This window comes from Pseudoalteromonas shioyasakiensis (genome assembly GCF_001550135.1).
Classification (GTDB): domain Bacteria; phylum Pseudomonadota; class Gammaproteobacteria; order Enterobacterales; family Alteromonadaceae; genus Pseudoalteromonas; species Pseudoalteromonas shioyasakiensis.
This window is the reverse complement of the sequence record NZ_LRUE01000018.1, coordinates 185,110-212,073: the sequence shown is the minus strand read 5'-3', so window position 1 is coordinate 212,073 and position 26,964 is coordinate 185,110. Positions and strand designations below refer to the sequence as shown.

Sequence of the window (26,964 nt, the reverse complement as noted above, 5' to 3'; positions counted from 1 at the left end):
ATAAATAGCGTTTAGTGATCGCGGGCAACGGCGATACGGGCCAAACTCTCTAGTGCTTGTTTGTACGGTGTATCTGGTAAGAACGCAATACAAGCAATTGCTTTGTCAGCTTCTTGCTCAGCTTTTTGCATTGCAAACTCAAGGGCCTTAGTGTCAGCTAATGCCGCTAGAATGCTCTCTAAGTGGTCCATACCATTACCAAGCTCAATTGCTTCGCGTACTAGCTTAACTTGCTCTGGTGTGCCTTTTTGCATTGCGTAGATAAGCGGTAGGGTAGGTTTACCTTCAGCTAAATCATCGCCAATGTTTTTACCAAGTTGCTCGGCATCAGCGTTGTAATCAAGAACATCATCCACTAATTGGAATGCAGTGCCAAGATGCATACCGTATAAGTTTAATGCTTCAAGGGTTTGTTCGTCTTGCTCGGTAATAATTGCAGCAAGGCCGGTTGCAGCTTCGAACAATTTTGCCGTTTTGCTGTAAATAACCTGCATATAGCTTTGTTCTGTCGTGTCAGGGTCATTACAATTCATTAGCTGTAATACTTCACCTTCAGCGATAACATTGGTTGCATCAGCTAAAATTTGCATGATTGGCATTTTACCTAGGCCAACCATAAGCTGAAATGAACGTGTATAGATAAAGTCACCCACCAAAACGCTCGCTGCATTACCAAACTCTGCGTTGGCTGTAGGCGTACCACGGCGCAAATGTGACTCGTCGACAACGTCGTCATGCAATAAAGTTGCGGTATGAATAAATTCGATGATAGTGGCAAGCGTAATATGGTCTTTGCCCTCATAACCAAGTGCTTTTGCCGCTAAAATGGCCAACATAGGACGAACGCGTTTACCGCCACTGTTTACTATGTATAAACCGAGTTGGTTAACCAATGCGACATCTGAGCGCATTTGGGCATGTATAAGTTGATTGACGTCATCCATTTCATTTTCGATTAACGTCTGGATAGCTTTTATATCCATTGATCTCCGAGCCAATATTTATGGGTATACGGGGCTGATTGTACAACAAAAAAAGCGCTTGCTCGATATTTTGTGATGATTCAGTAAAAAAACACTGTAAAGTTTTTTATTTGAGATCAATTTTGCCAAGATAAATTTATAACCTTGATTAATAAGTGATCAGCTTTTTGAATTTTCAAGGTGCGTATTATTAGCGTAATTTAATTGTCATGAGATCGTAAAAACCGCTTGGCATGTGGTGTTTTTAGGATAGAATAGGGGAAAATATTGAATTGCTCTCAATGCAGCTATTTTTTATTCATTTTATCGAAAAAGAGGCTTGCTAGTTTTTGCACATTAGCGTAAACTTCGCGCCCTATTGAAGAATATTTTAGTTGCGTCGATTTGAGGGCGCACAGACGGAGTTAATTATGTACGCGGTTTTCCAAAGTGGTGGTAAACAGCACCGTGTGACTGAAGGTCAAACAATTCGTCTTGAGAAATTAGACGTTGAAACTGGTGCAGCAGTTGAATTTGATTCAGTACTTTTAGTTGCTGATGGTGAGAAAATCGAGATCGGTGTACCGTTCGTAAACGGTGGTAAAGTAACAGCTGAGGTTGTTTCACACGGTCGCGGTGAGAAAGTTAAGATTGTTAAATTTAGACGTCGTAAGCATTCTCGTAAGCAAATGGGCCATCGTCAATGGTTCACTGAAGTTAAAATCACTGGCATTAGCGCTTAATTAGAGGTACTGAGAAATGGCACATAAAAAAGCAGCTGGTAGTACTCGTAACGGTCGCGATTCAGAAAGCAAACGCCTAGGTGTTAAGCGTTTTGGTGGCGAATCAGTTCTAGCGGGTAGCATCATTGTTCGTCAACGTGGTACTCGTTTCCACGCTGGCGCAAACGTAGGTATCGGTAAAGACCACACTATCTTCGCAAAAGCAGATGGTAAAGTTCAATTCGAACAGAAAGGTCCTTTAAACCGTAAATACGTAAATATCGTAGCTGAGTAATCATCTCGATATTTGAAAAACCCCGCCTTTGCGGGGTTTTTTGTTTTAAGGCACATAATAGTGCGTATAAATATATACCTAAGCGCCTTGGCATTGGGTGCTGAATAGGGCACTTAGGTATATAATAGAGTTATTAACAAGCCAATCTTAAAGTGAGTAATCATGAAGTTTGTAGATGAAGTAGAAATTCGTTGTGACGCGGGTGATGGCGGCAGCGGTGTCGTATCTTTCCGACGTGAAAAATATGTACCAGATGGCGGTCCTGATGGCGGCGACGGCGGCGATGGCGGCAGCGTTTATCTACAAGCCGATGAAAACTTAAATACGTTAATTGATTACCAATTTGAGCGTTTTCATAAAGCAGAGCGCGGCACAAATGGTCAAAGCCGTAACATGACTGGTAAAAAAGGCGCAGATTTAACGCTTAAAGTACCTGTTGGTACACGTATCATTGATGTTGATACTGAAGAGTCATTAGGTGATCTGACTAAGCATGGTCAAAAGGTTGTTGTTGCAAAAGGTGGTTTCCATGGCTTGGGGAACGCACGTTTTAAATCAAGTACAAACCGTGCGCCACGTCAAAAAACACTAGGTACACCTGGTGAAGTTCGCAGCTTACGCTTAGAGCTAATGCTACTTGCTGATGTTGGCTTACTTGGTTTACCAAATGCTGGTAAATCAACGTTTATCCGCAGTGTTTCTGCAGCTAAACCAAAAGTGGCAGATTACCCGTTTACGACGCTTATTCCTAATCTTGGTGTAGTACGCCCAGATGCGAATAAGTCATTTGTAATTGCTGATATCCCAGGTCTAATCGAAGGGGCTTCGGATGGCGCAGGCCTTGGTATTCGCTTCTTAAAGCACTTAGAGCGTTGTCGTGTATTACTGCATATCATTGATGTTATGCCTGTTGATGGCACAAATCCAGTTGATAATGCCTTTGCGATTATTAATGAGCTACACCAATATAGTCCTAAGCTTGCTGAAAAGCCGCGCTGGTTAGTATTTAACAAAATTGACCTATTACCAGAAGATGAAGCTGAAGCGCTGTGTAATGAAATTGCCGAAGAGCTAGGTGAAGAGGTTAATGTTTACCGTATCTCTGCTGCAAATAAGCAAAATACCCAAGCACTATGTCACGACATTATGGCGCTACTTGATAGTATGCCGAAAGAGAAATTCGCTGAAGAAGAGAAAGAAGAAGTTGAATTTAAGTGGGATACTTATCATCAGAAAGCAACATCTCAAGACGATGATGATTGGGATGACGACTGGGATGATGATGACTACGATGTAGAAGTTATCTACCAACGATAAAATTTAAAACTGAAAAGGAGCCATGCGCTCCTTTTTTATTAATAAGAAAAAAGTATTAAGGTTTAGTGTGAAAATTTCAATGATTGCTGCTATGGCAAATAACAGAGTAATTGGCCAAGACAACCAAATGCCATGGCATTTACCCGCCGATCTGCAACACTTTAAAAAAGTAACCATGGCAAAGCCTGTGATCATGGGCCGTAAAACATTTGAATCAATAGGTCGGCCTTTACCGGGTCGTCAAAATATTATTATCACGCGTAATGCTGATTACACAGCTGAAGGTATTGAGGTGGTTACTTCACCAGAGGCTGCGCTGGAATTGGTTGCTGATGTTGAAGAAGTAATGATTATAGGTGGCGGAAATATATACGAACAATTTCTATCTCAAGCAGATCGTCTATACTTAACATTCATCGACCTTGAAGTGGCCGGTGATACGCAGTTCCCAGATTACGAAAGTGTTGCTAATTGGACAGTTGCCGAGCAAGAAAAGCATCAGCCTGATAACAAAAACCCTTACTCGTATACTTTTGTAACCCTGTACAAAAACTCGTAACATTATTGCGGTAAAATTAATTAGTTGGTACAATATTACACAATCTTGGTAAGAAGAAAGTATTACATAAGGGCAAAATATGATGAAGTTACCAAATATGTTACTTGCAGCGGCTGTTGTTTCAGCGTCAGTTGCGTATACAGCACCAGCAAAAGCTGATGATCAATTAGCGGTTTCTATCTGTGAGTACATCGCAGCTGATGATAAAAACCGTTTACGTAGTAAGCTTAAAAGCTCACGTGTGAAAATTCGTAACATCTTTGATGCTGTAAAATGTAACGGCAACAATATGCTTCGTCATGCAATTGAAAGCGGCGCTGCGGATGCTGGTGAATACATCGTTAAGAACTTATCTAAAAGCTCTTTAGAAGACGGTGCAGACATCGCATGGGCAGAATCAAACGGCCACGGTGGTTCTCCACTAATCGCTGTTATTAAAGACCGCGCAGGCCTTTAATTGAAACGCAAATAGAATTTAAGAAACCGCACTCGTTGCGGTTTTTTTATGCCTGAAAAACACCTTATAAAGTTGATAGATACAAAAAAACCGTGTTTGCATTCACAAACACGGCTTCTATATTTGTTAACTCGTAACTCGTAACTCGTAACTCGTAACTCGTAACTCGTAACTCGTAACTCGTAACTCGTAACTCGTAACTCGTAACTCGTAACTCGTAACTCGTAACTCGTTTACAGCTTCTTAAACTTTAAACGCATCCACCGATAAACGTAGTTCTTCCGCTAATTTAGCAACTTCTGAACTTGAAATATTGGTTTGGTTTGCGCCTTCAGCTGTTTGTTCAGCAATTGCTACTATCGACTCTAAGCGTTCGCTAATTTCTTGTGAAACTTGCTGTTGCTCATGAGCGGCTGTTGAAATCTCTTCACTTACGTTATGAGCTTGCGCAACTGCTGCAGTGATTGAATCAAGGGCGGTATTTGCAAGGTCTGATTGCTCAACACATGACTCAGCTTGTTGTTTACCTTTCGACATTGCTGATACAGCAGCCTCAGCGCCAACCTGAAGCGATTCAATCATCGCTTGGATCTCTTGGGTCGATTCTTGAGTCTTGCTCGCTAGAGAGCGCACTTCGTCAGCAACTACGGCGAAGCCTCGGCCTTGTTCACCGGCACGGGCTGCTTCAATGGCTGCATTAAGTGCAAGTAGGTTTGTTTGCTCTGCAATGCCACGAATAACATCTAAGATGCCACCAATTGATGCGCTATCTTTGTGTAGCTTATTGATAACTTGTGAAGCATCATCAACTTCACGGGCAAGTTGTTCGATAGTCGCTTTGTTTTGCGAAGAAATACCTTTAACACGGTCAGCTTCTTTATCAGCGTTCTTGATTTCGCTAAGTGCCTGTTGAGCACTGCTGCTTACCGCTTGTGATGTACTGCTCATTTCCGTGGTTGCTGTAGCAGCTTGTTCAACTTGTGCTTGTTGGTTACGAATAGCTTGGCTTGATTCTTCAGTGATTGCTGAAGTTTCTTCAGAGGCCGCAGCAAGCTGGGTTGAGCGAGAGATAATGCCTTGAATAAGTGTACGTAAACTTTCGATTAGCGTATTACAACTACGTGATAACTCACCGAATTCGTCTTTAGCTGAGTCGTCTAGGCGTTGAGTCATATCACCGCTAGCAACAATATCAAGGATACGGTTTACTTCAGAAAGTGGTTTAGTAATACGGCTAACAGTAATTGCTGCAACAGCAATTGCAATTAAAGTGGCGATAACCATGGCAATCCAAGTCCAGATGGTTGCCGTAGATACGTTACCACTTACATCTTGCTGTAAGTCAAAGGCAAGTACCGTTGCTTGGTCAACAAGCTCTTTAAGTTGTTTTAGGGCCTCAGTGGTTGATTTTTCTGCATTGGCTAGCTCAGCTTGAGTTTGTGCAATTGCATCAATTAAACGCTTTTTATTTGCTGATAGGCTGTTGTTGCCACGTACGTTATTTACAAGGTTTTCAACATAACTGTTTAGGTCGTTATATAAATCAGCATTACTTTCAATGATAGCAGGGCGGATTAGGCCAAGGCTTCGCTCTACTTCTTCTAGATAATAAACTTGTTCGTTTTTAACGATATCTAACGTGTTAAGAGTTTTAACCGTTAGCATATCGGTACTGTTAGTCACTACCGACTGGAAGTTGTTTTCCATGTTGTTAGCAGCTTGGTAGGCACGTGAATTGTTTTCTTCAAGGCCATCAATATCAATTATATCAAGCACAACAGAGTTAGCATCTTCTGCGCTGATCTCAATATCTTCAAGCTGGGTGCGCAGCATATTGTTAAGTTCAAGTTGAGTTTGTTTATCTTTAAAAAGGTTATCGACAGACTTGGCAAAGCGCTTATAAGTTTGCTCAACTTCTTGACTGCTTTGTTTTAATTTAGGGTCGTTACTCACTATTTGTTGTAGGTCTTGATAAGAGCTATCGTAACGTTTTTTCTGCTCGGTAAAGTTCTTGCGAATAGTTGCTAATTCATCTTGTGATGTGGTGTAAAAGCTAGCTTGCGCTGATTTACTCATCAGGATGAATTCAACCTGCAATTCATAACTTTTATCGAGAGCCGGTAATGACAGCTGATTAACTCGCTGTGTCGATTGATCAATGTTGGTAATTCTGATCAACGAGTTACCACCAATAAATAGCAGGAGTAACGTAATAACAATAAAGCCACCCCAAATACGCTGTCTAACGGTCAAGTTCATATGTAATTCCAGAAAATAGTACTAATCATCACTTATCGGCAAGGTTGCCAATTAGTTAAGTATTTAAATTTAATTAGCTTTAAATTAAATTAACTTTAATTGTTATAAATCTAACAGATGTTCAGCTATTTTTCAGTTTATTTAGATAAAAGAGTGGGATTTTTCGACAAAACAGTCTTTTTGACTGAGTTCCATGAGGGTCATCGCGCCTCCCCATACACAGCCAGTGTCGAGGGCATGAATATTTTCGGCTTTAACTTTACCTTCTAAAGCAGCCCAATGACCAAATGTGATCTGTTGCTTGAGCTTACTTATACTCGGATGCTCAAACCAAGGGATTATTGAGCTATCTTCACTAATGCTGGTTTTATTGCTGAAATCGAGTTCACCAAGCAAATTAACGAAGCGCATGCGTGTGAAGTAATTAACGATATAACGAAATTTAGCCTCGTTAGGTAGCGTTGATTGCCATTCTAATGGGTGGGGGTCATACATATTGGCAAAGTAATGATGGGCATCATTACCTTGGTAGCAACTTTCGGCAAAGCGAGCGCGTTTTAATGCTTTTTTTATTGACCAATTTGGGTTTAAGCCAGCATGGCTTATCAGCATGTCATAGCGTTCAAGCCAAATAGCTAATGGCTGTTGTTGCAAAAAGTGAATATATTCAGGGCGCTTTGGGCTGTCAAAAACATCTGCAAGCTTATCTTTTGGATTTGCTGGTTTATTTAGATAATGACAAGCAATTAGGTGTAAATCATGATTACCAAGAGTAATAGTTACACTGCCTTGCATAGTATGAAGGCGCTCGAGGCAAGCGAGTGAATCAGGGCCTCGAGCAACAATATCGCCAACTAAGTAAAGGTGATCTTGGCTTGGGTTGAAGTTGACACGTTTTAGTAACGCATCAAATTCACTGTAACAACCTTGTAAGTCACCAATTGCGTAGTCAGCCATTATTACCTAGTGCAAAATGTTTGGGCGGGCTAAACGAAACACCTCGATTGGCGCTTCAAACTCAGTGCCAAATTCGTTACGCATGGTGTAATGACCTTGCATCGTCCCGACAGGGGTATCAAGCACTGCACCGCTGGTGTATTTGTAGCTTTCACCTGGGGCAATGGTCGGTGTTTCACCCACAACTCCTTCACCTTGCACTTCCACTTCTTTGCCGTTGGCATCGGTAATTAACCAGTAACGACTCAATAGCTTAGCACTGCATAAACTGTGGTTTTTAATGGTGATTGAGTAAGCAAAAACGTATTTATCTTGTTCAGGCTCTGATTGACCTTCTACATAGAAGGTCTCAACCGACACCTTAATTGGAGAACCTAAATTACTGCTTGTTGTCATAAATCCAATTAGCTATATCAATAAATTGTTGTAAAGACAGGCTTTCAGCACGCAGAGTGATATCAATGCCTATGCTTGTTAGTTCTTCAGCTGTAAGTAAGTTAGATAAACTATTACGCAGAGTCTTACGGCGTTGATTAAAGGCTTCTAAACATACCGTGTTTAATAGCTTAGTGCTTTTAGCTGAACGTTGCTCAGGCTTTTTAGGGATCAAGCGAATAACCGCTGAATCTACTTTAGGTGCTGGTTTAAAGCACTCTGGCGGCACATCAATCACTGGCATTGCGTGACAGTAATATTGTGTCATCACGCTTAAGCGACCAAATGCTTTACTGCCCGGGCCTGCGACCATACGTTTGACCACTTCTTTTTGCAGCATAAAGTGCATGTGCTCTACGTTATCTGCGAACTCAAATAAATGGAATAGCAGCGGAGTCGAAACGTTGTATGGTAAGTTACCAAAAATCTTTAACTTTTCGTCAGACTTGATCAAAGAGCTAAAATCGAATTTCATTGCATCGCCTTGATGCACTGTTAACTTTGGCCCTAAGAATGGGTGGCTCGTTAAACGTTCTGCTAAGTCTTTATCTAGCTCAACAACCGTTAGGTGACCACTTAAATCAGCGACTGGTTCAGTGATTGCACCAAGACCCGGGCCGATTTCTACTAAATTGTCTTCAGGTTTAGGATCGATAGCCGTGACGATTTTGTCGATGATCATGTCATCGTTTAAAAAGTTTTGACCAAAACGCTTACGAGCGCGGTGTCCTAAATGTACTTTATCTGTCATTGATTCTGTGCTTTTTCATGGGCGAGCTTAATTGCTTCGCGGATCGCTAATTCAAAACTACCTACATCAGCAGTGCCTGTGCCGGCTAAATCGAGAGCCGTACCGTGATCTACTGAGGTGCGAATAAATGGCAGGCCAAGGGTGATGTTGACCGAATTGCCGAAACCTTTGTATTTTAGCACAGGTAATCCCTGATCGTGATACATTGCAAGCACGGCATCTGCTTGCGAAAGGTATTTATCTTGGAACAAGGTATCAGCAGGCAATGGTCCAATTAAGTTCATGCCTTGATTATTTAACAGCTCTAACGTTGGCGCTATGGTATCAATTTCTTCAGTGCCTAAATGACCATCTTCGCCAGCATGTGGGTTTAGACCACATACGAGGATACGCGGTTTTTCAATACCAAACTTAGTTTGTAAGTCATGGTTTAAAATAGTGGCAACTTTACTTAAACGTTCAACGGTGATTGCGCGCGATACATAAGCAAGCGGTATATGCGTTGTAACAAGCGCCACACGTAAGCCTTCTGTAGCTAACAACATCACTACATCGGCAGTATTCGATTGCTGCGCAAAATACTCAGTGTGACCGCTGAATGAGATACCTGCTTTGTTGATAATCCCTTTATGCACAGGGCCTGTAACAACAGCGGCAAAGGTACCATCCATATTTTTTTCACTGGCAATGCGCAGTGTATCCAGCACATATTGACCATTGGCGTCATTAAGTACGCCCACTTCAACATCAGAGCCTAAATCTACTTGATGTAAGTAAACGCTGCCTGCAGGGGCAATGCTTGGTGCTTGGCTGTCATCGAAGTCAATTAAATTGATATCTAAACCAAGCAACTTAGCGCGCTGTTTTAACAGCGCGCCATCAGCAATCACCACCAGTTGGGCATCCCACTGGTGCTGGGCTAACTTGATAAGTAAATCAGGGCCAATACCGGCTGGCTCACCTGGGGTAATTGCAATTCTAATGGTCATAATTTTTATTCTGTTGGGAAAATATCAACGTGCGCTTGTTCACGCATTTCTTGCTGCCAGTTGAAACTTTCTTCTTTAAATTTACGATTAAACAGTAGTTGGTGAGCGCGGTTACGCTTAGCTTGCTCTGTTTTATCAGCTACACGCTTATCAAGTAGCTGTACAATGTGCCAACCAAACTGTGTTCTGAATGGCTCACTGATTTCATTTTTATCTAGAGAAAGCAGGGTATTTTTAAATTCTGGTACATAGGTGCTTGGATCAGTCCAATCGTACTCACCACCTTTTAATGCTGAACCCGGATCTTCAGAGTATTCTTTAGCAAGTTCACCAAAGTCAGCTTTACCTTCACGTAGCTCTTTAGCAAAACCTTTTAGCATGTCACGCGCTTTTTCTTCGCTTAAGATGATAGAAGGCTTAATTAAGATGTGACGTGAGCGAACCTCTGTTGTTTCAACAACTTGGCGACCACGAACATCTTGCACTTTAATGATGTGGAAACCAGCACCTGAACGAAGCGGGCCAACGATATCGTCTTTTTTATGGCCTTTTACCGCTTCAGCAAATAGTGATGGCATTTCGTTGATGCTCATCCAACCTAGCTGACCACCTTCAAGGGCTTTTGAACCGCTAGAAGATGAAATAGCGATACGCTTGAACTCTTTGCCTTCTTTTAAAAACTCGATAACTTTATCTGCACGTGTTTTAGCACTGGTGATTTCATCAGCTGTTGCATCACTTGGGATATCAATCAAGATATGACCAATATCATACTCTTCGGCATTCTTGCCTTGAGTTTCCATGATTTTAAGAAGGTTATCGATTTCTTGTGGGCTAATGTAAATACGGCGGTCAACGTTCGCACGCATTACTTGTTGCGTGGTGATTTCTTTACGAATTTCTTCACGGTATGCTGGGTAGCTCTCGCCTGATGCCTCGATAGTGCGACGTAAATCAGCGATTGTACCGCCTTGCTCACGAGCCATATTTTCAAGTGTTTGGTCTAACTGAGAGTCAGAGATTTCTAAACCCATGCGCTCAGCAAGTTGCATCATCAGAGTTTGGTTTACTAAACGCTCGATTGCTTGAATACGAAGCGTATCATCAGAAGGTAATTGCTGACCTTGCTCTTGAGCTTGAGTTTTTACGCGATTGATAATGGTGTCTACTTCACTTTGTAAAATAACACCTTGGTTAACTACACCAACGACTTTGTCAATTTCGACAGGTTTTGCGAAAACGCTTTGGCAAAGGCCAACTGTTAATAATGCAGATGCAAATAATTTTTTTAAATTCATACTTTTTCTAATACTCTTGCTAATAGTACTGCGGTACTAGTTATTAAGAAAATACGGTCTACGATAGCCAAAAATACCTTGTTGTAATAATTTTTGTGCATCATAACGGCTTTTACTTCCAAGCCCTTTTAATACGATATTGAAGCCAATACTGGTATCAAAGGTTGCTTGCTCTTGACCAATCGCCTGGTTCAAATCTGTTTCGATTTGACGACGGCCTGTGATTTGAAACGCCCAACAGCACGATTCATACTGAAGACCGCTGAAAACCTCAATGCTACGACCACTTTCTAAATCGCGGTGATAGCTGCCAACAAACTGCCAATCTTGCGATAGCGGAATGCTGGTAAATAGACCAACTTGCTCGATTGTATTGCCTGAGACATCATTTGCATAGCGATGGTTCAATTGCACGAGCTGTTTATCGTCACCTTTATAATCTAAGGTGATATTTGATTGAATAATTTCTTTACCATCAGTGTCGTATTGAATACCACCTGATAGATACCAGCGACGGTGCCAATGTAACATGGTTTGCGCTGCGAACAAGGCATTGTAGTTAGTATCAACATTAATACCTTGTGATGTAGGCTTTGCATCATCACTTAAATAGAAGATTTGGCCTGCGCTGAAATTAAATACTTCTTCGTTTTCATTGCTAAATAAGCGAGTAGTCGCACCTAACGTAAATTGGTTCGCAGTGGCAATACGGTCGATACTTGAGAAACGACGGTCTCTAAATAAACCAAAAAAGTCATCTTGTAATTTTGCCGTATCGTAAAGGCCAATATTTGATTGGTCTTTATTTGGCGTATACAAGTACTGAATTTGTGGCTCAAGAGTTTGAATACCATCTTTGAAGAAAAACGCAGTATCACGCTCAAAATTTAATTGGCTGTATAAACGCACTTTTGGCAGGGTGCGGGTGACTTTTTCGTCGTAGTCTGTCCCTGCTAAATCACCATGCTGGTTATATTCAGTATGCAACACGCTGAACTCAGATAAAAATGACCATGCGTATTCTTGATAACCAAAGCTTGCTTTAGGTTCTATGTGAACACGGCTTGCTTCATCAATAACTGCGTCATCATTCGTGAAATAACTAAGCTCACCATCAAGGGTTAAATCAACACCATAAAAATCATACGCATCAGTTTGCGAAAAACTAATTTGTGGCAGTGCCGCATACGATTCGCGGTGATCACCAAGTACTTCAAAACTCTGTAGCTTAATATTGGTGCGCCAAGTGTCACCTAAGTGGGTGAGTGAACCCGTGCGGTATAACTGAGTGTCTGTGCGAGTCGCGTAGCCAGAATTTAAATCGGTTAAGTAATTATCATCACTAACGTTAGTAATATCGATATTACCGCGCCAGTTCTCACCAAAGTAGCTTTGCTGCTGCCAATGGAATAGATAACGAGAGTCAACATTTGGCTCTTCATCATCTTTATCTAGGTACTCAACGGCAATGAGACCGTTGTTTTGCTCAGTTAAATAACGGAACTCACCAATCATTTGCAAGCCGCGCTTAGACATATAGCGAGGCGTAATGGTGGCGTCGTAATTTGGAGCAATATTCCAGTAATACGGAGTGATGGTTTCAATACCGTAGCGGCCTGAACTAGAGAAGTTAGGCGTTAATAAACCTGATTTACGGCGGTCATCTAACGGAAACGTAAAATAAGGAACATACAGAACCGGCGTATCAAATACCCGTAATACGGTATTGTGAGTTTCGCCCCAGCCATCTTCACTTGATAAGTCAATTTCGTCAGCTTCAATCGCCCACACCGGTGTTTCGCCTGGGCAAGTAGTAAAGCTTGCGTTCATCAGGTTTAGGCCAGACTCGTTGACTGTTAGTTTTTCTGCGCCACCATGACCAAGTTGGTCGGTGAGCTTATAATCAGCACCAAGCAAGCTTAATTCAGAATTATTTAAATCCGCATTGAGCCCAGAACTATTAATTTGGCTTACTTTATCGCGATAAACGATAGGGCCGGTTGCATTAAGTAACCCACGTTGTTTGTCAATCAGTGCACTTTGTGCGGACAAATTCATCGTTAGGGTGTTAATATCTACATTACCGGTAAATTCTGCGCTTTGGGTACCCAATAGTTCAATATCATCGGATTTGATATCGATCATATTAAGTTCAAGGCCAGGGAGCGGTTGCCAAGCTCTGGTTTGCATTGAAGTGCCACAAAAATTGTGTGTCAGTTCAGTTTCGGCGAACGATGGTGCGCTAAGTACGCTTAGCATCATTATGCCCCAGGTTTTGCTCATTTAATGACCTTAATGCTCTTTGGTTGGATATAAGCTAGACATAATAAAGGAAAACAATGGCAAATACAGTAATTGACTTAGTGAAAAATAGATATCTTACTAAATGAATCGTTATAAAAGTTTACAGCAGTTTTTGAATCCTCATTTTAAAGAGGATGAATATCAATTAGCCGCCATCACAGGGGATGCGAGTTTTCGCCGTTATTTCCGCGTAAATACAAGTGATCAGAGCTATATTGTCATGGACTCAGATCCAGATAAATTAGATAACACGCCTTATATAGAACTCAATAAAGTGTTTTCTCAGCATGGGTTTAAATTACCAAAAATTCTTCAAGCAGATGAAAAGCAAGGCTTCTTCTTGCTGAGTGATTTAGGCAATACTCATTTGGCTGATTTACTGGGCGACGAAGACCGCACTTTACACTACAAACATCTAATAAAGTTAAGTGCACAATGGGCGCAAATCCCGCCAGCCCAATACATGAAAGTATTTGATGGCGAGTTTTTACAATTTGAACTGAGCATTTTTAGAGATTGGTTAGTCGATAACTTTATTGGTGAGCAACTTTCTGCTGATGAGCAGCAAATGTGGCAACAGGCTTGTGAGTTATTAGTTAACAATGCGCTTGAACAACCAATTGTTACAGTGCACCGAGACTTCCATAGCCGCAATATTATGCGCACGGGGCAGCAATGGGCAATTATCGATTATCAAGATGCGGTACAAGGGCCTGTGTGTTATGACCTTGTGTCGTTATTAAGGGATTGCTATTTCAAGTTACCAGAGCAAGAGCTAGATTACCTTTTACATTACGCTTATGACGAATTCAGCGAGCAACAGCTATTGCAAGACACCTCATTTGCGATGTTTAAGCGCTGGTTTGACTTAACCGGCGTGCAGCGTCATTTAAAAGCTGCAGGTATATTTTGCCGCTTAAAATTACGTGACGGTAAGTCTGGTTATTTGAATAATGTGCTGCCAACCCTTACATACATTAGTAATGTCAGTAAAGAATACCCAGAGTTAACAGCCCTTGGCCAGTGGATAGAGCAGACTATTATTCCACAGACTAAGCAGCGTTTAACGAAAGAGTCCAAATGAAAGCAATGATCCTAGCGGCGGGCCGTGGTAAACGCATGATGCCGCTAACAGAAGCGATGCCAAAGCCGATGCTAAAGATTAACGGCAAGCCATTATTAGAGCATCATATTAATACCTTACGCCAAGCAGGCATTACCGATATTGTCATTAACCTTGCTTGGCAGGGCGACAAAATAACAGAGTATTTTGCTGATGGTTCGCAGTTTGGTGTATCGATCACTTACAGCCAAGAGCAGGCTGGGGGGCTTGAAACCGCCGGGGGCATCATTCAGGCATTGCCGTTATTGGGTGAGCAATTTATTGTCATCAATGGTGATGTGTTTACTGATTATGATGTGACTTCGTTGATGCAGCTTCATCTGCAAGCAGGGGAAGCGCATATTGTCCTTGTAGAAAACCCTGCGCATAATCCTGATGGTGATTTTGCACTGAGTCACCTAAGCCCAGATAGTCAAAAGTATACTTTTTCCGGTATAAGTCGCTATCATGCTGATTTCTTTAAAGGTCTCAGCGCAGGTATTCGTCCACTTGGGCCCATTTTGCGAGAAAAGCTCAGTGAACATCAAGTTTCGACTGAGCTTTATTTGGGGCAATGGGATGACATTGGCACACCTGCCAGACTCGACGAAATCAATCAACGTTTCGCTTTGTAATAACAACAGAGGTTTGCCAAATTATGTGGGGAAAAGTACTCGGTTTTTGTTTTGGCTTTATGTTTGGCAAATTTATAGGAGCCTTACTGGGCCTATACCTAGGCCATATGTTCGATCGCAGCTTAAAACAAGACTTTGATAAAGCAGGTGGTTTTTCTGGTTTGTTTAAAGGCGATGATATTAACGAGCGCCAAGCACTTTTCTTTTCTAGCTGTTTTGCGGTGATGGGGCATATTGCCAAATCGAATGGTCGCGTTAGTGAAACGCATATTCGTGCGGCAAGTTTGTTTATGGACGAAATGGGCTTATCGGGTGATGAGCGCAGAGAAGCACAAGATGCCTTTCGTAGTGGTAAAGAAAGCGATTTTTCATTAAAAGAAACCGTTCATGACTTTAAAGAGCGCTTTGCTCGACGCCATGATTTATTGCAACTGTTCCTCGAAATCCAAATTCAAATGGCCTTTTCAGATGGCCACCTTGCAGAGCAAGAAAAGCAACTATTGCAAGAGGTGAGCAAGCAGTTAGGTATTTCACGTACTCAGTTCGCATTTTTATTAAAACGCTACCAAGCCGAATTTGCATTTCGTCAGCAACAACAGCGTTTTTATGAACAGCAGCGTCAACAAAGCCAGCAAAATCGCAGCAGTCATAGTGAACAAAGAGGGCACAGTGTGCCACCGAATAATGGTATGAATCGCGCCCAAGCGTTGGCTCTATTAGGCTTAAACAGTGATGCTTCTGCGAGAGATATTAAAGTAGCCTATCGAAAGCTCATGGCTCAGCATCACCCCGATAAGCTGGTATCGCAAGGTTTACCAAAACATATGATGGAAGTTGCGGTAAAGAAAAGCCAAGATATTCAAGCGGCTTATGAGTATTTAAAAAAGGCGGCGTAAAAAGCCGTCTACCTCTTTAAGCAGCCGCTGGTGCTGCTCAGGCTCTGAAGGCACACCAAATAACTCTCTTTGACGGTAGTCATATTTAGCGTGTTTTCTTACCCAGCGTTTTCTGTCTTTTACACTTTGCAGGGTGTCAGGGTTACCCTCACTATAAAAAATATCCAGTAAGGGTGGGCTGATAGTTGAAAGCGTCGCATTGAGATGCTGGTTACGAACACTGTTAGGTAAATAACTACCTAGGCTAATAAAAGCGTTTAGTTCGTTATTTGGAAAGCTAGCATAATGCTCTATCAATAGCCCCGCACTGGCACCTTGTGCCACCACAATAATATTGCCGCCTTCATCCATTGCACTGTTATACAAGGCATTGAATCTGGCAATTAGCTTTAATTTGTAATCATCAAGCACGGCTTCACTGATATTGGGCTCACCCGTAACAAAATGCGGCGCTTGTTGCGTTTGGGCTGGTGGAGCAGAAGCTGCTTGCTCATCGCTTTGTTCATTACTTTGTGTTGTTGACTCAGGTTCAGAGCTCTCAGGTGACTCGGGCGTTGTCATATCGGCAGGATGCCAATCAATGTCAGGCATGGTCATGGCAAGGGTTGCATAGCCAATTTCGTTTAACTGCTTGCGCAAAAAGTTAATACCAGCATTATTAGTGGGTAAGTGCTGCCAATCAGGAATGATTAGCACAATTCCGCGTTGACTGGCTGTCATCGATTGGCGATATAAGCTAATGAACTCATCTTCACCGGCAAGCAGAGTGCGTACTTCATCGCTTGGTAAAAAGCGTTGAATATCGTTAGTGACCAAACTTGACCAAGGGGTGGGTTTAATAAAATCGGCAGCATTCACATTACCCATCAACGCAAAACAGGCTGCGTAAAGTAAGCGATGTGCGGATTTTAAATTCATGCCGATATTACCTGAGTCTTTAATTAAATCAGTTATTGATTAACTATCGGCAGTATTTATTAAATATTTAGCGAATTGTCTTAAAACTCAGGAGCGGCTTCAAAAATCAATGTTTCACCGCTGGCTGGGTGAGCTAAGGTAAGCATTTCAGCATGCAGTTGTAAGCGAGGAGCCATGGCGAATGCCTCAGGGTGAGCATATAGCTTATCGCCTAAAATAGGGTGACCCAATGACAGCATGTGCACACGTAGTTGGTGAGAACGCCCAGTAATTGGGGTCAGCTCAACACGAGTTGCATTCTGTTCATACTCAAGCACTTTAAAGTGGGTTAATGACGGTTTGCCATTATCGTGATCAACCATTTGCTTTGGTCGGTTCGGCCAATCACAAATAAGTGGCAAATCTACCGATCCTGTTTCTTGCTCAAGCTTACCAAATACGCGAGCAATGTAGCGTTTTGCAGTTTTTCTATCTTGAAACTGAATGCTTAAATTACGATGCGCTTCTTTGTGCATAGCTAAACAAATAATGCCAGAGGTAGCCATATCAAGGCGATGAACAATTTTTGCCGTTGGAAAAACGCGGTTAATGCGAGCAATAAGGCAATCGGCGTGTTTTGGGTCTTTTCCCGGCACAGTAAGTAAACCACTTGGTTTATTCACAATAAGCAAGTCATCGTCTTGATAAACAATACTTAAATAAGGTGTCATTGGGGGATTATAATTGAGTAACACAGCTAGCCTCGATGATATGCAAGGACGCTATTTTAAAGGAGTATAAGCGCATACACAATGCCAGTGCTGGTTTTCGAGTAGCAGCTAAGATACAGTAAATTCAGCTATGGAGTTTAAATAAAAGGACAAGTGAATGTTTCGCCTTGGTTTAATTCGCAGTAAACCTTGTACACGTTGTGGCCTAGAAGTAAATGACCTAGAGCCAGAGTGCCCGCACTGTAAAGGTTTTTCAGACCTACAAGCTGTATATTTGAAGCAAGCTTACAAAGACGATTTAATAAAAAGAAACAATAGCTTAGCTAAGTTATTTTGCAAGCTAGCGGCAGTGGCCGTAATTATTACCCTTGTGGTGTTTTTTGCATAAAAAACGCGATGTGAAAGCACATCGCGTTTGTGGTTTTGAGTTTAGCGCTTCAACGTTAGTGTGAAACGACAATTAAACGAATTGCATCCAGTTTAACTTGGGCTTTTTCGATGTAAGTCGTGAGTTCGCTACGCTGTTTATCAAAGAAGCTAAGCTCTTCATCACGAATATTCGGGTTGATCTGCTTAAGTGCCGTTAAACGAGCTTGTTCTTCACCGAGTGCAGTTTGCATTTTCTCTAGTGATTCAGCACGCAGTGCTTCTAGCTTGGTTTGTGCCATGTCTTGTGCGCTGGTGATCATTGGGTGAATGGCACTTTGTAGCGCGCTGGCTAATTTACTTGCCGTTTGGCGACCAACCGCTGATAACTGTTGATTGAAAGCATCAAAAGCAACATTTTCAGCCAGATTGTTACTGCCCTTATCTAATAAGATACGAATAGGCGTTGGTGGCAAGAAGCGGCCAACTTGAAGTGCTTTAGGCGCCATCGCCTCCGCAATGAAAATAAGCTCAACAAAGAAGGTACCAGCAGGTAGCTTTTTGTTTTTCAGTAACGCCACAGAGGCAGTACCAAAGTCATCATCACAAATCATGTCTAAGCTGCCTTGCACCATTGGGTGATCCCAACTGATGAAATGCGCGTCTTCTTGCGAAAGCGAGGTGCTGCGATCAAACGTTACTGTGATGCCATCATCTTTTAAGCATGGGAAAGATGGATTTAGCATGTGCTCAGTTGGTTTTAAGATAATGGTATTTTCACCTTTATCTTCTTGGCTTACACCAAAGGTGTCGAACACATTGATCATATAACTTGGTAGCGTGAATTGATCGTCTAACTCTTCGATATCAGCTACAAGGCTTTCTGCTCGGCCCTGGCCACTTGAATGCAGCTCTAGTAAGCGGTCACGACCACTTTCCATTTGCTTACGAAGCTTGGCATTTTGACCTGCCACTTGTTCTAGTAGTGGGTCTAGCTCTTCTTCGTCGCAATTGTGTGCACCAATAAACTCAAGCAATTCTTCGCCATACTCTTTATACAGCATTTGCCCTGTTGTCGAGGTTGTTTCAAACGCATCTAAGCCTTCGTTGTACCAACGAAGTAACACCTCTTGTGCGGTGTTTTCAAAATACGGCACGTGAATGTTTACGTCTTGAGTTTGACCAATACGGTCAAGACGACCAATACGTTGCTCAAGTAAGTCTGGGTTTAGTGGTAAATCAAACAATACTAAGTGATGCGAGAATTGGAAGTTACGACCTTCAGAACCAATTTCAGAACAAAGTAGAATCTGCGCGCTGTCGTATTCATCGGCAAAGTAAGCCGCAGCACGGTCACGTTCAACAATCGACATGCCTTCGTGGAAAACAGAAGCTTTAATTGCTTCACGCTCACGTAAAATCTGTTCTAGGCTAAGTGCGGTTTCGGCTTTAGCACAGATAAGCAATACTTTTTCGTGTTTAAGGGTTTTTAAGGTTTCGATTAACCAATCAACACGTGGGTCAAATGCGCCCCAGCTAGCATTTTCACCTTCAAACTCTTGGAAGATCTTTTCAGGGAATAGAGCGCGAAGTGCCGTTAGTTCAGCATTTTGAATGCCGCCCATGTTACCCAGTACCGACATCGCCGTTTTATATTGTTTAGGCATTGCCATAGGGTATGCATGAAGCTTACGGCTTGGGTAACCATCAATACCGCTGCGGCTATTTCTAAATAAAATACGACCCGTACCATGGCGGTCCAGCAGCATTGATAAAATTTCGTTGCGCGCCGTTTCATCACCTTGCTCCGCTTTCGCTAAAAGGTCAGTAATGTCGGTTTCTTTTAATAGCTCTTTTAATGTGGCACGAGATGCATCATCAAGGCCTTGTTCACCCAGTAATTGATTAGCAGCTTCAGCAACCTCTTTGTAGTTACTTTCTTCTTCAACAAACGCATCGTAGTCGTAGAAACGATCTGGGTCGAGTAATTGCAAGCGGGCAAAGTGACTGCGGTGACCAAGTTGATCTGGCGTTGCAGTTAATAAGATAAGGCCCGGAATGTCTTGGCTTAACTCTGCCATGCGTTGGTATTCAGTGCTTGGCTTACCATTATTGATACTTAAATGGTGCGCTTCATCAACAACCAATAAATCCCAATCAGCTAGGGTTGCTTGCTCAAACCAGCGTTTTTTCTTGCTTAAGAACTCAAGGCTAGTAAGTACTAACTGTTCTGTTTCGAATACGTTTGGAGAGTCTGCGAATGCTTCATCACAACGTTCTTCATCAAAGATTGAAAAACGTAAGTTAAAGCGGCGTAGCATTTCTACTAACCACTGATGCTGTAAGTTTTCAGGCACAACAATCAATACGCGGCTAGCACGGCCACTGATGATTTGTTGATGTAAAATCATACCTGCTTCAATGGTTTTACCTAAACCCACTTCATCAGAAAGTAATACGCGTGGTGCAAAACGTTTACCCACTTCTTGTGCAATATAAAGCTGATGCGGAATAAGGTTTGCACGCTGACCAATTAAACCTTTTAAAGGAGATTGTTGGCGCTCAAACTGGTGCTGCCAAGTTTGGTAGCGCAGCGTATAGCGGTCAAAGCGGTCCACTTGGCCTGCAAATAAACGGTCTTGTGGTTTATTGAATTTGATAAAGTGATCTAAAAAGGTTTCTTTTAACTGCGCTTTTTCACCATTATCAACGCGAATGCCGTGATAGCATAGTAACTCGCCTTGCTCTTCAACAGACTCGACTTCTAATTCCCACTCTTCAACGCTGCGAATAATATCACCTGGATTAAATGCGACACGAGTAACAGGTGCTTCTGTTAAAGAATAAACTCTGTTTTCTCCACTGGCTGGAAATAAAATGCTGACCTGACGGCCTTCAAGGGCAACAACGGTGCCTAATCCTAAATCTGACTCAGTATCACTGATCCAACGCTGACCTAAGGAAAAATTCATGTATGTCTCGTCTATGAAGAAAAAAGGCGGCTATGTTACCTGTAACGCCATGCTACTTCAAGGCAGTAAACTAGCCGCACACAATTAAATTTAGTCAACCTTTTTAAGCCATTATTAATGGTAAAAATTGTATGTATTTTAACCAGTTAAATAATTGTATATTTGTTTGTCATAAAAAGGACTTTTGTCGTAAATAGACTAAACTGAGTATATACCTGACGAATAAACCATAGCTTCATCCGCCGCTTGTTTAGTTTATTGGGTATAGCATAAAAATCATAAAACGTAAGGAAAGTGCTATGGAAAAAGCTTCGAACCTTGATAGTAAAATGTATGTGCTCGATACCAATGTGTTACTCCACGAACCCCTCGCTTATTTATCTTTCCAAGAACATGATGTTGTTATCCCCATGACAGTATTAGAAGAGCTCGACCACATTAAAGATAGGAAACATGACGTTAGCCGTGACGCCCGTGTTGCTATTCGTGGTTTAGATGAAGTGTTAAAGGACGCTTCGCCAGAGCAAATGTTGCAGGGTGTCGCGCTCCCTAGTAACAAAAAGGCTAAAACAGAATCTCGTGGCCGCTTAATTATCGTTAATGACCATTTATTTGCAGACAGTATTTCGGGGTTACCGGGCAACGAAAACGACCACCGCATCATCAATTGTGCTGTTCATTTACAGAAGCAACACAGCGATAGCAAAGTGGTGCTTGTCACTAAAGACATCAATATGCGTCTAAAAGCGAAAGGGGCAGGGCTTAAATTTGTTGAAGATTACAGAACAGACCAATTAATTGACGACATAGCGTTGCTTACTAGTGGTTATAAAAAAATTGAAGGTGATTTTTGGCAACAGGTTGGAGAGTGCGAAACAGAGCAGCAAGGCCGAGATACCTATCATCATGTGGCAAAAAGCACGATTAGCGATGTATTCTGTAATGAATATATTTTAGATGAAAGCGACCACTTTGCAGCCCGAGTAACAAGCTACGATGATAAACAAATTACTTTAAAGGATATTAGTGTTGAGCGCTTGATGAGCCATACCGCTTGGGGCGTTAAGCCAAAAAATGTTTATCAAGGGATGGCACTTGATGCGCTACTTGACCCAAGTATTGAATTGGTGATTTTAACTGGTCCCGCTGGCTGTGGTAAAACCTTACTTGCTCTTGCCAGTGCCCTTGAAATGATTATTGAAAAAGGCATTTACGATAAAGTGATTGTTACTCGTAATACCCCAGAAATTGCTGAATCAATTGGCTTTTTACCTGGCACTGAAGAAGAGAAAATGGCGCCGTGGTTAGCTGCCATTACTGATACCTTAGAAGTGCTGCATAAAGGGGATGAGAATCCGATTTCGAGCCGTAATTACATTATGGAAAAAGCTAACGTACAGTTTAAATCAGTAAACTTTATGCGTGGCCGTAGTATTCAAAACGCGGTTGTTATTTTACAACCCCGAATTGGGGATATTTTAAAGTTTTTACCCCCTTGTTTTTATTGGCCTGTAGAAAAAGTAAAAAGAATTTCCAAAAAAATTGATTACCTTAGCTACTCTGAGCAGTCTCTCAACAATAAACCTTTACTCAAAATTTGTAATTTACAAGAAAAGTACAACACAAAGCCTAGCAACGATTCAATCTTTTGGGAGGCTGCGTAATGAAAAGCTCTATTGATAATCGAAATCCTCGTGTACTAGACACATCTGCATTAGTACATGATCCAAAATCTATTTTTAGCTACAAAGATGATATTTACATCTGTCTAACTGTCCTTGAAGAGCTTGATAACCTGAAAGAAAGAACTAATAAATCGGTAAGTGCCGATGCCCGTATGTGCATTAGAATGCTTGAAGACATTATAAATGGACATACAGCCGAGGAAATGGAAATAGGTATTCCTTTACCATCTACCGAAACAGCCCAGAGAGGAAAGCTTTTCATTGGAATTGACACTCAATTGGATCTGGCTAAGGAGTTAAAGCACGGGATAGGAAGTGATGCTGATAACAGAATAATTAATTATGCTTTATATCTTCAAAAAGAACTCAATAAAGACGTAATAATTGTTAGCCGTGACATTAATATGCGCTTGAAAGCTCGAACCGTAGGGGTCATGGCAGAAGACGTTGCCGTAGATAATCAAATATCAGATATTGATCTTTTATACACAGGGGTACAAGCCTTTAAAGGAGATCTTTTTGATCGAATTAAATCAGACAAAGACTTCAAGGTTTCAGGAGAAGTTTATACTTTCCCAATAAGTCTATTTAATGATGAAGTTCAGCCAAACATGTATTGGTACGATGAAGCTGGACACATTGGGCGAATTTCAGAAGTAACAGATACTGAGGTATTCACAAAGCTATTGCCTCGTAAACAAGAAAAAGTATGGGGCATTTTGCCTAAAAATCAGCGTCAGTCGGTAGCTTTAAGCCAATTAACAGACCCTTACTATGATTTAAATATCATCCTTGGTCCTGCTGGCTCCGGAAAAACTTTTTTGGCAGTTGCTTCGGCGCTGCATCAAGTATTGGAGTTGAAAAAGTACAAAAAAATCGTTGTGGTGCGCTCCAGAGACTTTATGGACGACGATCCGGGATTCTTACCGGGGGATTTAACTGAAAAATCAATGCCTCTTCTGGCAGGTATTACTGACGCATTAATTTCGATGCACTCGGATGATAATCATGAAGGAAATGTCTACGCTACAGTCGAGCATGTGATTGAAAAAGCCAATATAGAATTTACTAGCATGGCTTATTTTCGTGGCCGTTCAATAGACGATGCTGTTTTAATCATTGATGAAGCTCAAAACATGACTAGAGCGCAAATCAAGGGCATGTTAAGCCGTGGTGGGAAAAATTGTCGGACAATCGTATTGGGCAACCTAGCCCAGATTGACGATAAGTTTGTAACACCTGCTTCTTCTGGTGCAAGTGCGGCTGTTAATGTGTTTCGTCATTATGAAAAAGGATCAGTGCTGATTTTTGATGAAGTAGAGCGTAGTAGCTTGGCTGAATTCACTGAAAAGAATATGTAGGCATCAAACTACCATTCACATTTCCTTATAATATTGCGACAATGGCCACTGCTTTTTGCAGTGGCTTTTCAGAGAAGCCCGTTCCCACGAAAACAGGACGAAATGGATTTACTCTGAACTAAAAGATTAAATATTCACATAAAAACTGAGTGACATAGGTGCGTGGCCTAGCGTTGCCGTTTTTTGGTGTATTGATGTCTTTTAAAAAAGAAGACCTGCTAGTAAATATAAAAAGGCAGGCAAAACGATTATCTAAATTATTAACTATTCCCCTTGGACAAGCCCAAGAAGGGGCAGCTATTTGTCTATATGGCTGTGACAGTTACAGCGATTTACTAGTAAAAATAAAAGCTGAATCCTTTGACAACCCAATGATAGCACTGTCTGCACTCTCACCAAACTCGGAAATATTTTTAGTAAAAATATTAGCTAGCCACCTAGATAGCATTATTGGAAATTTTGAAAAAAAATTTCCCGGCTCCAATATAAATGAAGAGATGGTCGTATCCTTGTTTGGGCTTAGCTTTTCAGAGTTCAAACTCAAAATATCTACCTAAAGTTGTACAAATACGTAAGTTGTCATTTTGTTTTTTGGCGATATTATAATAAGAAGGCTGAACGGACAGCCTACGCCTACACATGTTTTTCGCCTTGAAAAACGTGAACAGTGAAGCGGAGCATCCGTAAAAATTTGGTTATTTGAACAATAAATAAAGCAATGTGTTGGTAGGCCATTGTTTATTAGAAAGTTGTTTGGAGAACTAAATGATCTCACTTTATCAATTAAAGAATAAACTCAATAAACAAGCAAAAGAGTTTGCTGAGTTATTAGAGTTTCCTGATCTTTACGCCCAAGGCCTGTGGGCTAGAGGTGTTTATAACTGCCCTCATTTTTCTGATACCCATAATAGCCTCACTGAAGCATTTGAACAGAAAAAACTGGATTCAATTCTAAAGCACGATTCCCTGAAATACTTAATGATCAATGAATACGATGATCAAGAAATTATTGAATCGCTTCATAAAGAAATTGAGTCAATGGCAAACCGTATTGAAAGCCTGATGCTGGTAGATATCGAAACATTAGAGTTAGTTTCAGTGATATACCAAGTATTAGGGTTGCCAGAAGATGCCAAGTTTATTGTAAACACTGGTGCTGACTTTAGGCTGGAGTGGCGACCATATTTCGATGCTTTTGATGATCCGTTGATAGTTCAATATGCAGATTTAAAAGTTCATGGTTGTTATTTCAGGCTCATAGCTTCAAAGTTTCCGGTTGAAAAGCTTTCCTTGAATGACATTAAACAATACATGTACATCAATCATGTAAACCATGATAGTGAGTTCGAAGGCTGTATTTCTGAAGGAAATACATTTTCTAAGCATGAGCACTGGCTGGTGTTGACACTTGAATTATTCCGTAGCGGCAAATTAAATAAGGCTCAGTTCAATCCAACAACCTTCAAAATCGAAGGTATGCGCTATTTGGTATATGGCTTCCCACTGATTCCTTCCTTTGTATCTGATTGGCACAAACCTGATTTATGTCTACAGGTTAAAAATCTAGATGGTGATCAAAAGTTCATTGTTCGTATCGATCAGCAAGCTCTTGTTTTCCATGCACGACGTGTCGATACCAATTTTTTTAACACCATCGATTATGAAAAATATATTTCGTTGTATCAGTCTAGCGTTCTGTCACATTTTGATGCTGACAACAATTTACTAAAAGTTAATGGAGTTAAGTACCTTAGTTTTTTCCGCCCGTTTTGCCTAGAAGATAAGAAGGAAGCAAAAGCATGAGACCAAGAGTAAAACTAACTAACGCAACACTTATCTCAATTAAATCTGACTTAGAAGATAAGGTTGAACAGGTGCTTTACGCTACTTTTGCTGAGGATAGTAAGAACGGTAAAAAAGGTGAGGCTTTGTTTTCCACGAAAGTCATGGAAGTAAACGGTCTTGAATATAGAACTTTTGGTGCTGACTTTTATATCTTAGATGCAGAACCCCAAAAGTTTGATGTAGATGTATTTGAGTTCAATTTAATGCATGAGTGTATGTACTCTCCAAATGAGCTATTAGAGTTGCGAGAAATGCTCCCTGCTGGCTATTAGTAGGGAGTAACAAATGGACAAAACATATTTAAAGGATGCTTACATACTCTCGGTCTATGACTATAAAGACTTTGAAAAATCATTTCTTGGGGAGTTTTTGTCAGGGGTTGTTATTGACGATGAAACATTCAGATTTCGGCCATTTGAGCAAATGGTAACTTCAAAGATTGTTAGCAAATCTGCTGATGAGGATAAGTTAGAAATATACACACATAGTGAGAGTTGTTATGTGATTGATGCTGACCATAAGTTAATTGATATTTCGTTTGTTGAACTGGTTGTTATGAGGGCGGGAGCTTATTCGGTAGATCGAGTTTTAGAAATGAGAGAGCAACTTAAGTCTCAAAATAAAAGCCATTGAATAACGAAGATAAGAAGTCTGATGAGATTATTATTTGTCACTTACCTCTTTGAAAAAGTTGACGTTAGTCAAATATTCATAAATGTTTACATGACATCAATTTACTTATTCGAAAATTTGTATTAGCATAGACATGTATATTTTTATGAGAATTTTATGTCTAAAGCATTTTCAAAAGTCTTAGTGATAACGCTTATGCTGTTTGCCTTTGTAGGGCAAGCATTTGCGTATTCTGCTATGCCTTGCGAAATGCCATCAGGTTCTCATGAATCACACATGAACATGAACATGAACATGGATCATGGTGATATGAATAAAAGCAGTAATGGTCAATCAGAAGATTGTTGTGACGTTGAATGTATTTGTCCTGCAAATGCTTGCTCATCTACGACAGTCCTAAATTCCAGTGTTGACTCGACAGATATTCAAATATTGAGTGAATCTGTAGCTGCTATGCAATCTAAACAACCTCATTCAATTTCCACTTCCCTTTATCGTCCACCAATTTTTGCCTAATACAGGATTAGTGCGTCCAA

The 26,964-nt window shown here is 41.1% G+C and carries 27 protein-coding genes; 16 read left to right on the top strand and 11 right to left on the bottom strand.

Going from position 1 to position 26,964, the window contains the following annotated elements; all coding sequences use genetic code 11:
• Positions 1-11: 11 nt before the first annotated feature.
• Positions 12-983: an octaprenyl diphosphate synthase gene (gene ispB, locus PASHI_RS14830; RefSeq protein WP_054562777.1), complete on the bottom strand. Its 972-nt coding sequence runs from the start codon at positions 981-983 to the stop codon at positions 12-14.
• A 410-nt stretch (positions 984-1,393) separates the two neighbouring features.
• Between ispB and rplU the strand changes: the two genes are divergently transcribed.
• From rplU to PASHI_RS14805, 5 genes are all read left to right on the top strand, one after another.
• On the top strand, positions 1,394-1,705 hold the full coding sequence (gene rplU, locus PASHI_RS14825; RefSeq protein ID WP_036965957.1) for a 50S ribosomal protein L21: 312 nt from the start codon (positions 1,394-1,396) through the stop codon (positions 1,703-1,705).
• A gap of 16 nt (positions 1,706-1,721) precedes the next feature.
• Positions 1,722-1,979 carry a 50S ribosomal protein L27 gene (gene rpmA / locus PASHI_RS14820; RefSeq protein WP_054551015.1) on the top strand — a complete coding sequence of 86 codons (258 nt, stop codon included), beginning with the start codon at positions 1,722-1,724 and terminating at the stop codon, positions 1,977-1,979.
• Between the two features lie 162 nt (positions 1,980-2,141).
• On the top strand, positions 2,142-3,296 hold the full coding sequence (gene cgtA, locus PASHI_RS14815; RefSeq protein WP_054551016.1) for an Obg family GTPase CgtA: 1,155 nt from the start codon (positions 2,142-2,144) through the stop codon (positions 3,294-3,296).
• Positions 3,297-3,375: 79 nt separating this feature from the next.
• The gene (gene folA, locus PASHI_RS14810; protein WP_082401652.1) at positions 3,376-3,855 is read left to right on the top strand and encodes a type 3 dihydrofolate reductase; all 480 of its coding nucleotides are present in this window, start codon (positions 3,376-3,378) and stop codon (positions 3,853-3,855) included.
• A 79-nt stretch (positions 3,856-3,934) separates the two neighbouring features.
• Positions 3,935-4,312 (top strand): DUF3718 domain-containing protein, encoded by a 378-nt coding sequence (locus tag PASHI_RS14805; RefSeq protein WP_062566166.1) that lies wholly within the window; start codon positions 3,935-3,937, stop codon positions 4,310-4,312.
• A gap of 243 nt (positions 4,313-4,555) precedes the next feature.
• On the opposite strand, the gene PASHI_RS14800 is transcribed toward PASHI_RS14805, so the two are convergent.
• The 7 genes from PASHI_RS14800 to lptD all read right to left on the bottom strand — a co-directional run bounded on the left by PASHI_RS14800 (position 4,556) and on the right by lptD (position 13,284).
• Positions 4,556-6,571, bottom strand: a complete 2,016-nt coding sequence (locus tag PASHI_RS14800) for a methyl-accepting chemotaxis protein (protein ID WP_062566165.1) — start codon at positions 6,569-6,571, stop codon at positions 4,556-4,558.
• A 141-nt stretch (positions 6,572-6,712) separates the two neighbouring features.
• Complete coding sequence (locus PASHI_RS14795) at positions 6,713-7,528, bottom strand: symmetrical bis(5'-nucleosyl)-tetraphosphatase (protein WP_062566164.1); 816 nt, start codon at positions 7,526-7,528, stop codon at positions 6,713-6,715.
• A 6-nt stretch (positions 7,529-7,534) separates the two neighbouring features.
• Positions 7,535-7,924, bottom strand: coding sequence for a Co2+/Mg2+ efflux protein ApaG (apaG, locus tag PASHI_RS14790; protein ID WP_054550996.1), 390 nt, complete (start codon positions 7,922-7,924; stop codon positions 7,535-7,537).
• Positions 7,908-8,714 carry a 16S rRNA (adenine(1518)-N(6)/adenine(1519)-N(6))-dimethyltransferase RsmA gene (rsmA, locus tag PASHI_RS14785; protein WP_054550997.1) on the bottom strand — a complete coding sequence of 269 codons (807 nt, stop codon included), beginning with the start codon at positions 8,712-8,714 and terminating at the stop codon, positions 7,908-7,910. The genes apaG and rsmA overlap by 17 nt, the downstream gene beginning before the upstream one ends.
• Positions 8,711-9,703 carry a 4-hydroxythreonine-4-phosphate dehydrogenase PdxA gene (gene pdxA, locus PASHI_RS14780; protein ID WP_054562772.1) on the bottom strand — a complete coding sequence of 331 codons (993 nt, stop codon included), beginning with the start codon at positions 9,701-9,703 and terminating at the stop codon, positions 8,711-8,713. The genes rsmA and pdxA overlap by 4 nt, the downstream gene beginning before the upstream one ends.
• Positions 9,704-9,708: 5 nt before the next feature.
• Positions 9,709-11,001: a peptidylprolyl isomerase SurA gene (gene surA / locus PASHI_RS14775; RefSeq protein ID WP_055021167.1), complete on the bottom strand. Its 1,293-nt coding sequence runs from the start codon at positions 10,999-11,001 to the stop codon at positions 9,709-9,711.
• Between the two features lie 36 nt (positions 11,002-11,037).
• Positions 11,038-13,284 (bottom strand): LPS assembly protein LptD, encoded by a 2,247-nt coding sequence (gene lptD, locus PASHI_RS14770; RefSeq protein ID WP_054562770.1) that lies wholly within the window; start codon positions 13,282-13,284, stop codon positions 11,038-11,040.
• Positions 13,285-13,387: 103 nt separating this feature from the next.
• Here lptD and PASHI_RS14765 point away from each other — a divergent pair, with 103 nt between their 5' ends.
• Genes PASHI_RS14765 through djlA form a run of 3 tightly spaced genes read left to right on the top strand, consistent with a single transcriptional unit; the run spans position 13,388 to position 15,938 of the window.
• On the top strand, positions 13,388-14,389 hold the full coding sequence (locus tag PASHI_RS14765) for an aminoglycoside phosphotransferase family protein (protein WP_054562769.1): 1,002 nt from the start codon (positions 13,388-13,390) through the stop codon (positions 14,387-14,389).
• Positions 14,386-15,042: an N-acetylmuramate alpha-1-phosphate uridylyltransferase MurU gene (murU, locus tag PASHI_RS14760; protein WP_062566163.1), complete on the top strand. Its 657-nt coding sequence runs from the start codon at positions 14,386-14,388 to the stop codon at positions 15,040-15,042. The genes PASHI_RS14765 and murU overlap by 4 nt, the downstream gene beginning before the upstream one ends.
• A 23-nt stretch (positions 15,043-15,065) precedes the next feature.
• Positions 15,066-15,938, top strand: coding sequence for a co-chaperone DjlA (gene djlA / locus PASHI_RS14755; RefSeq protein ID WP_062566162.1), 873 nt, complete (start codon positions 15,066-15,068; stop codon positions 15,936-15,938).
• Here the strand turns inward: djlA and PASHI_RS14750 are convergent.
• Both PASHI_RS14750 and rluA read right to left on the bottom strand, forming a co-directional pair.
• A complete protein-coding gene (locus PASHI_RS14750; protein WP_062566161.1) occupies positions 15,921-16,856 on the bottom strand; it encodes a DUF3530 family protein in 936 nt (311 codons plus the stop codon). The genes djlA and PASHI_RS14750 overlap by 18 nt on opposite strands.
• 80 nt (positions 16,857-16,936) lie before the next feature.
• Positions 16,937-17,590, bottom strand: a complete 654-nt coding sequence (gene rluA / locus PASHI_RS14745; protein ID WP_082401641.1) for a bifunctional tRNA pseudouridine(32) synthase/23S rRNA pseudouridine(746) synthase RluA — start codon at positions 17,588-17,590, stop codon at positions 16,937-16,939.
• Positions 17,591-17,723: 133 nt separating this feature from the next.
• On the opposite strand from rluA, the gene PASHI_RS14740 reads away from it, so the two are divergent.
• On the top strand, positions 17,724-17,954 hold the full coding sequence (locus PASHI_RS14740) for a hypothetical protein (RefSeq protein ID WP_062566160.1): 231 nt from the start codon (positions 17,724-17,726) through the stop codon (positions 17,952-17,954).
• A 55-nt stretch (positions 17,955-18,009) separates the two neighbouring features.
• On the opposite strand, the gene rapA is transcribed toward PASHI_RS14740, so the two are convergent.
• Entirely contained in the window at positions 18,010-20,904 is a 2,895-nt protein-coding gene (gene rapA, locus PASHI_RS14735) for an RNA polymerase-associated protein RapA (protein ID WP_062566159.1), read from the bottom strand.
• A 299-nt stretch (positions 20,905-21,203) separates the two neighbouring features.
• On the opposite strand from rapA, the gene PASHI_RS14730 reads away from it, so the two are divergent.
• The 7 genes from PASHI_RS14730 (at position 21,204) to PASHI_RS14700 (ending at position 26,944) form a co-directional block, all read left to right on the top strand.
• Positions 21,204-22,568, top strand: a complete 1,365-nt coding sequence (locus tag PASHI_RS14730) for a PhoH family protein (RefSeq protein ID WP_062566158.1) — start codon at positions 21,204-21,206, stop codon at positions 22,566-22,568.
• A complete protein-coding gene (locus PASHI_RS14725; RefSeq protein WP_062566157.1) occupies positions 22,568-23,950 on the top strand; it encodes a PhoH family protein in 1,383 nt (460 codons plus the stop codon). The genes PASHI_RS14730 and PASHI_RS14725 overlap by 1 nt, the downstream gene beginning before the upstream one ends.
• A gap of 194 nt (positions 23,951-24,144) precedes the next feature.
• Positions 24,145-24,507, top strand: a complete 363-nt coding sequence (locus PASHI_RS14720) for a hypothetical protein (RefSeq protein WP_062566156.1) — start codon at positions 24,145-24,147, stop codon at positions 24,505-24,507.
• Positions 24,508-24,715: 208 nt separating this feature from the next.
• Positions 24,716-25,753 carry a hypothetical protein gene (locus PASHI_RS14715; RefSeq protein ID WP_062566155.1) on the top strand — a complete coding sequence of 346 codons (1,038 nt, stop codon included), beginning with the start codon at positions 24,716-24,718 and terminating at the stop codon, positions 25,751-25,753.
• The gene (locus tag PASHI_RS14710) at positions 25,750-26,067 is read left to right on the top strand and encodes a hypothetical protein (RefSeq protein ID WP_045979610.1); all 318 of its coding nucleotides are present in this window, start codon (positions 25,750-25,752) and stop codon (positions 26,065-26,067) included. The genes PASHI_RS14715 and PASHI_RS14710 overlap by 4 nt, the downstream gene beginning before the upstream one ends.
• Before the next feature lie 13 nt (positions 26,068-26,080).
• On the top strand, positions 26,081-26,428 hold the full coding sequence (locus PASHI_RS14705; protein WP_045979609.1) for a hypothetical protein: 348 nt from the start codon (positions 26,081-26,083) through the stop codon (positions 26,426-26,428).
• A gap of 156 nt (positions 26,429-26,584) precedes the next feature.
• On the top strand, positions 26,585-26,944 hold the full coding sequence (locus PASHI_RS14700) for a hypothetical protein (protein WP_062566154.1): 360 nt from the start codon (positions 26,585-26,587) through the stop codon (positions 26,942-26,944).
• The last annotated feature ends 20 nt before the right edge of the window (positions 26,945-26,964 follow it).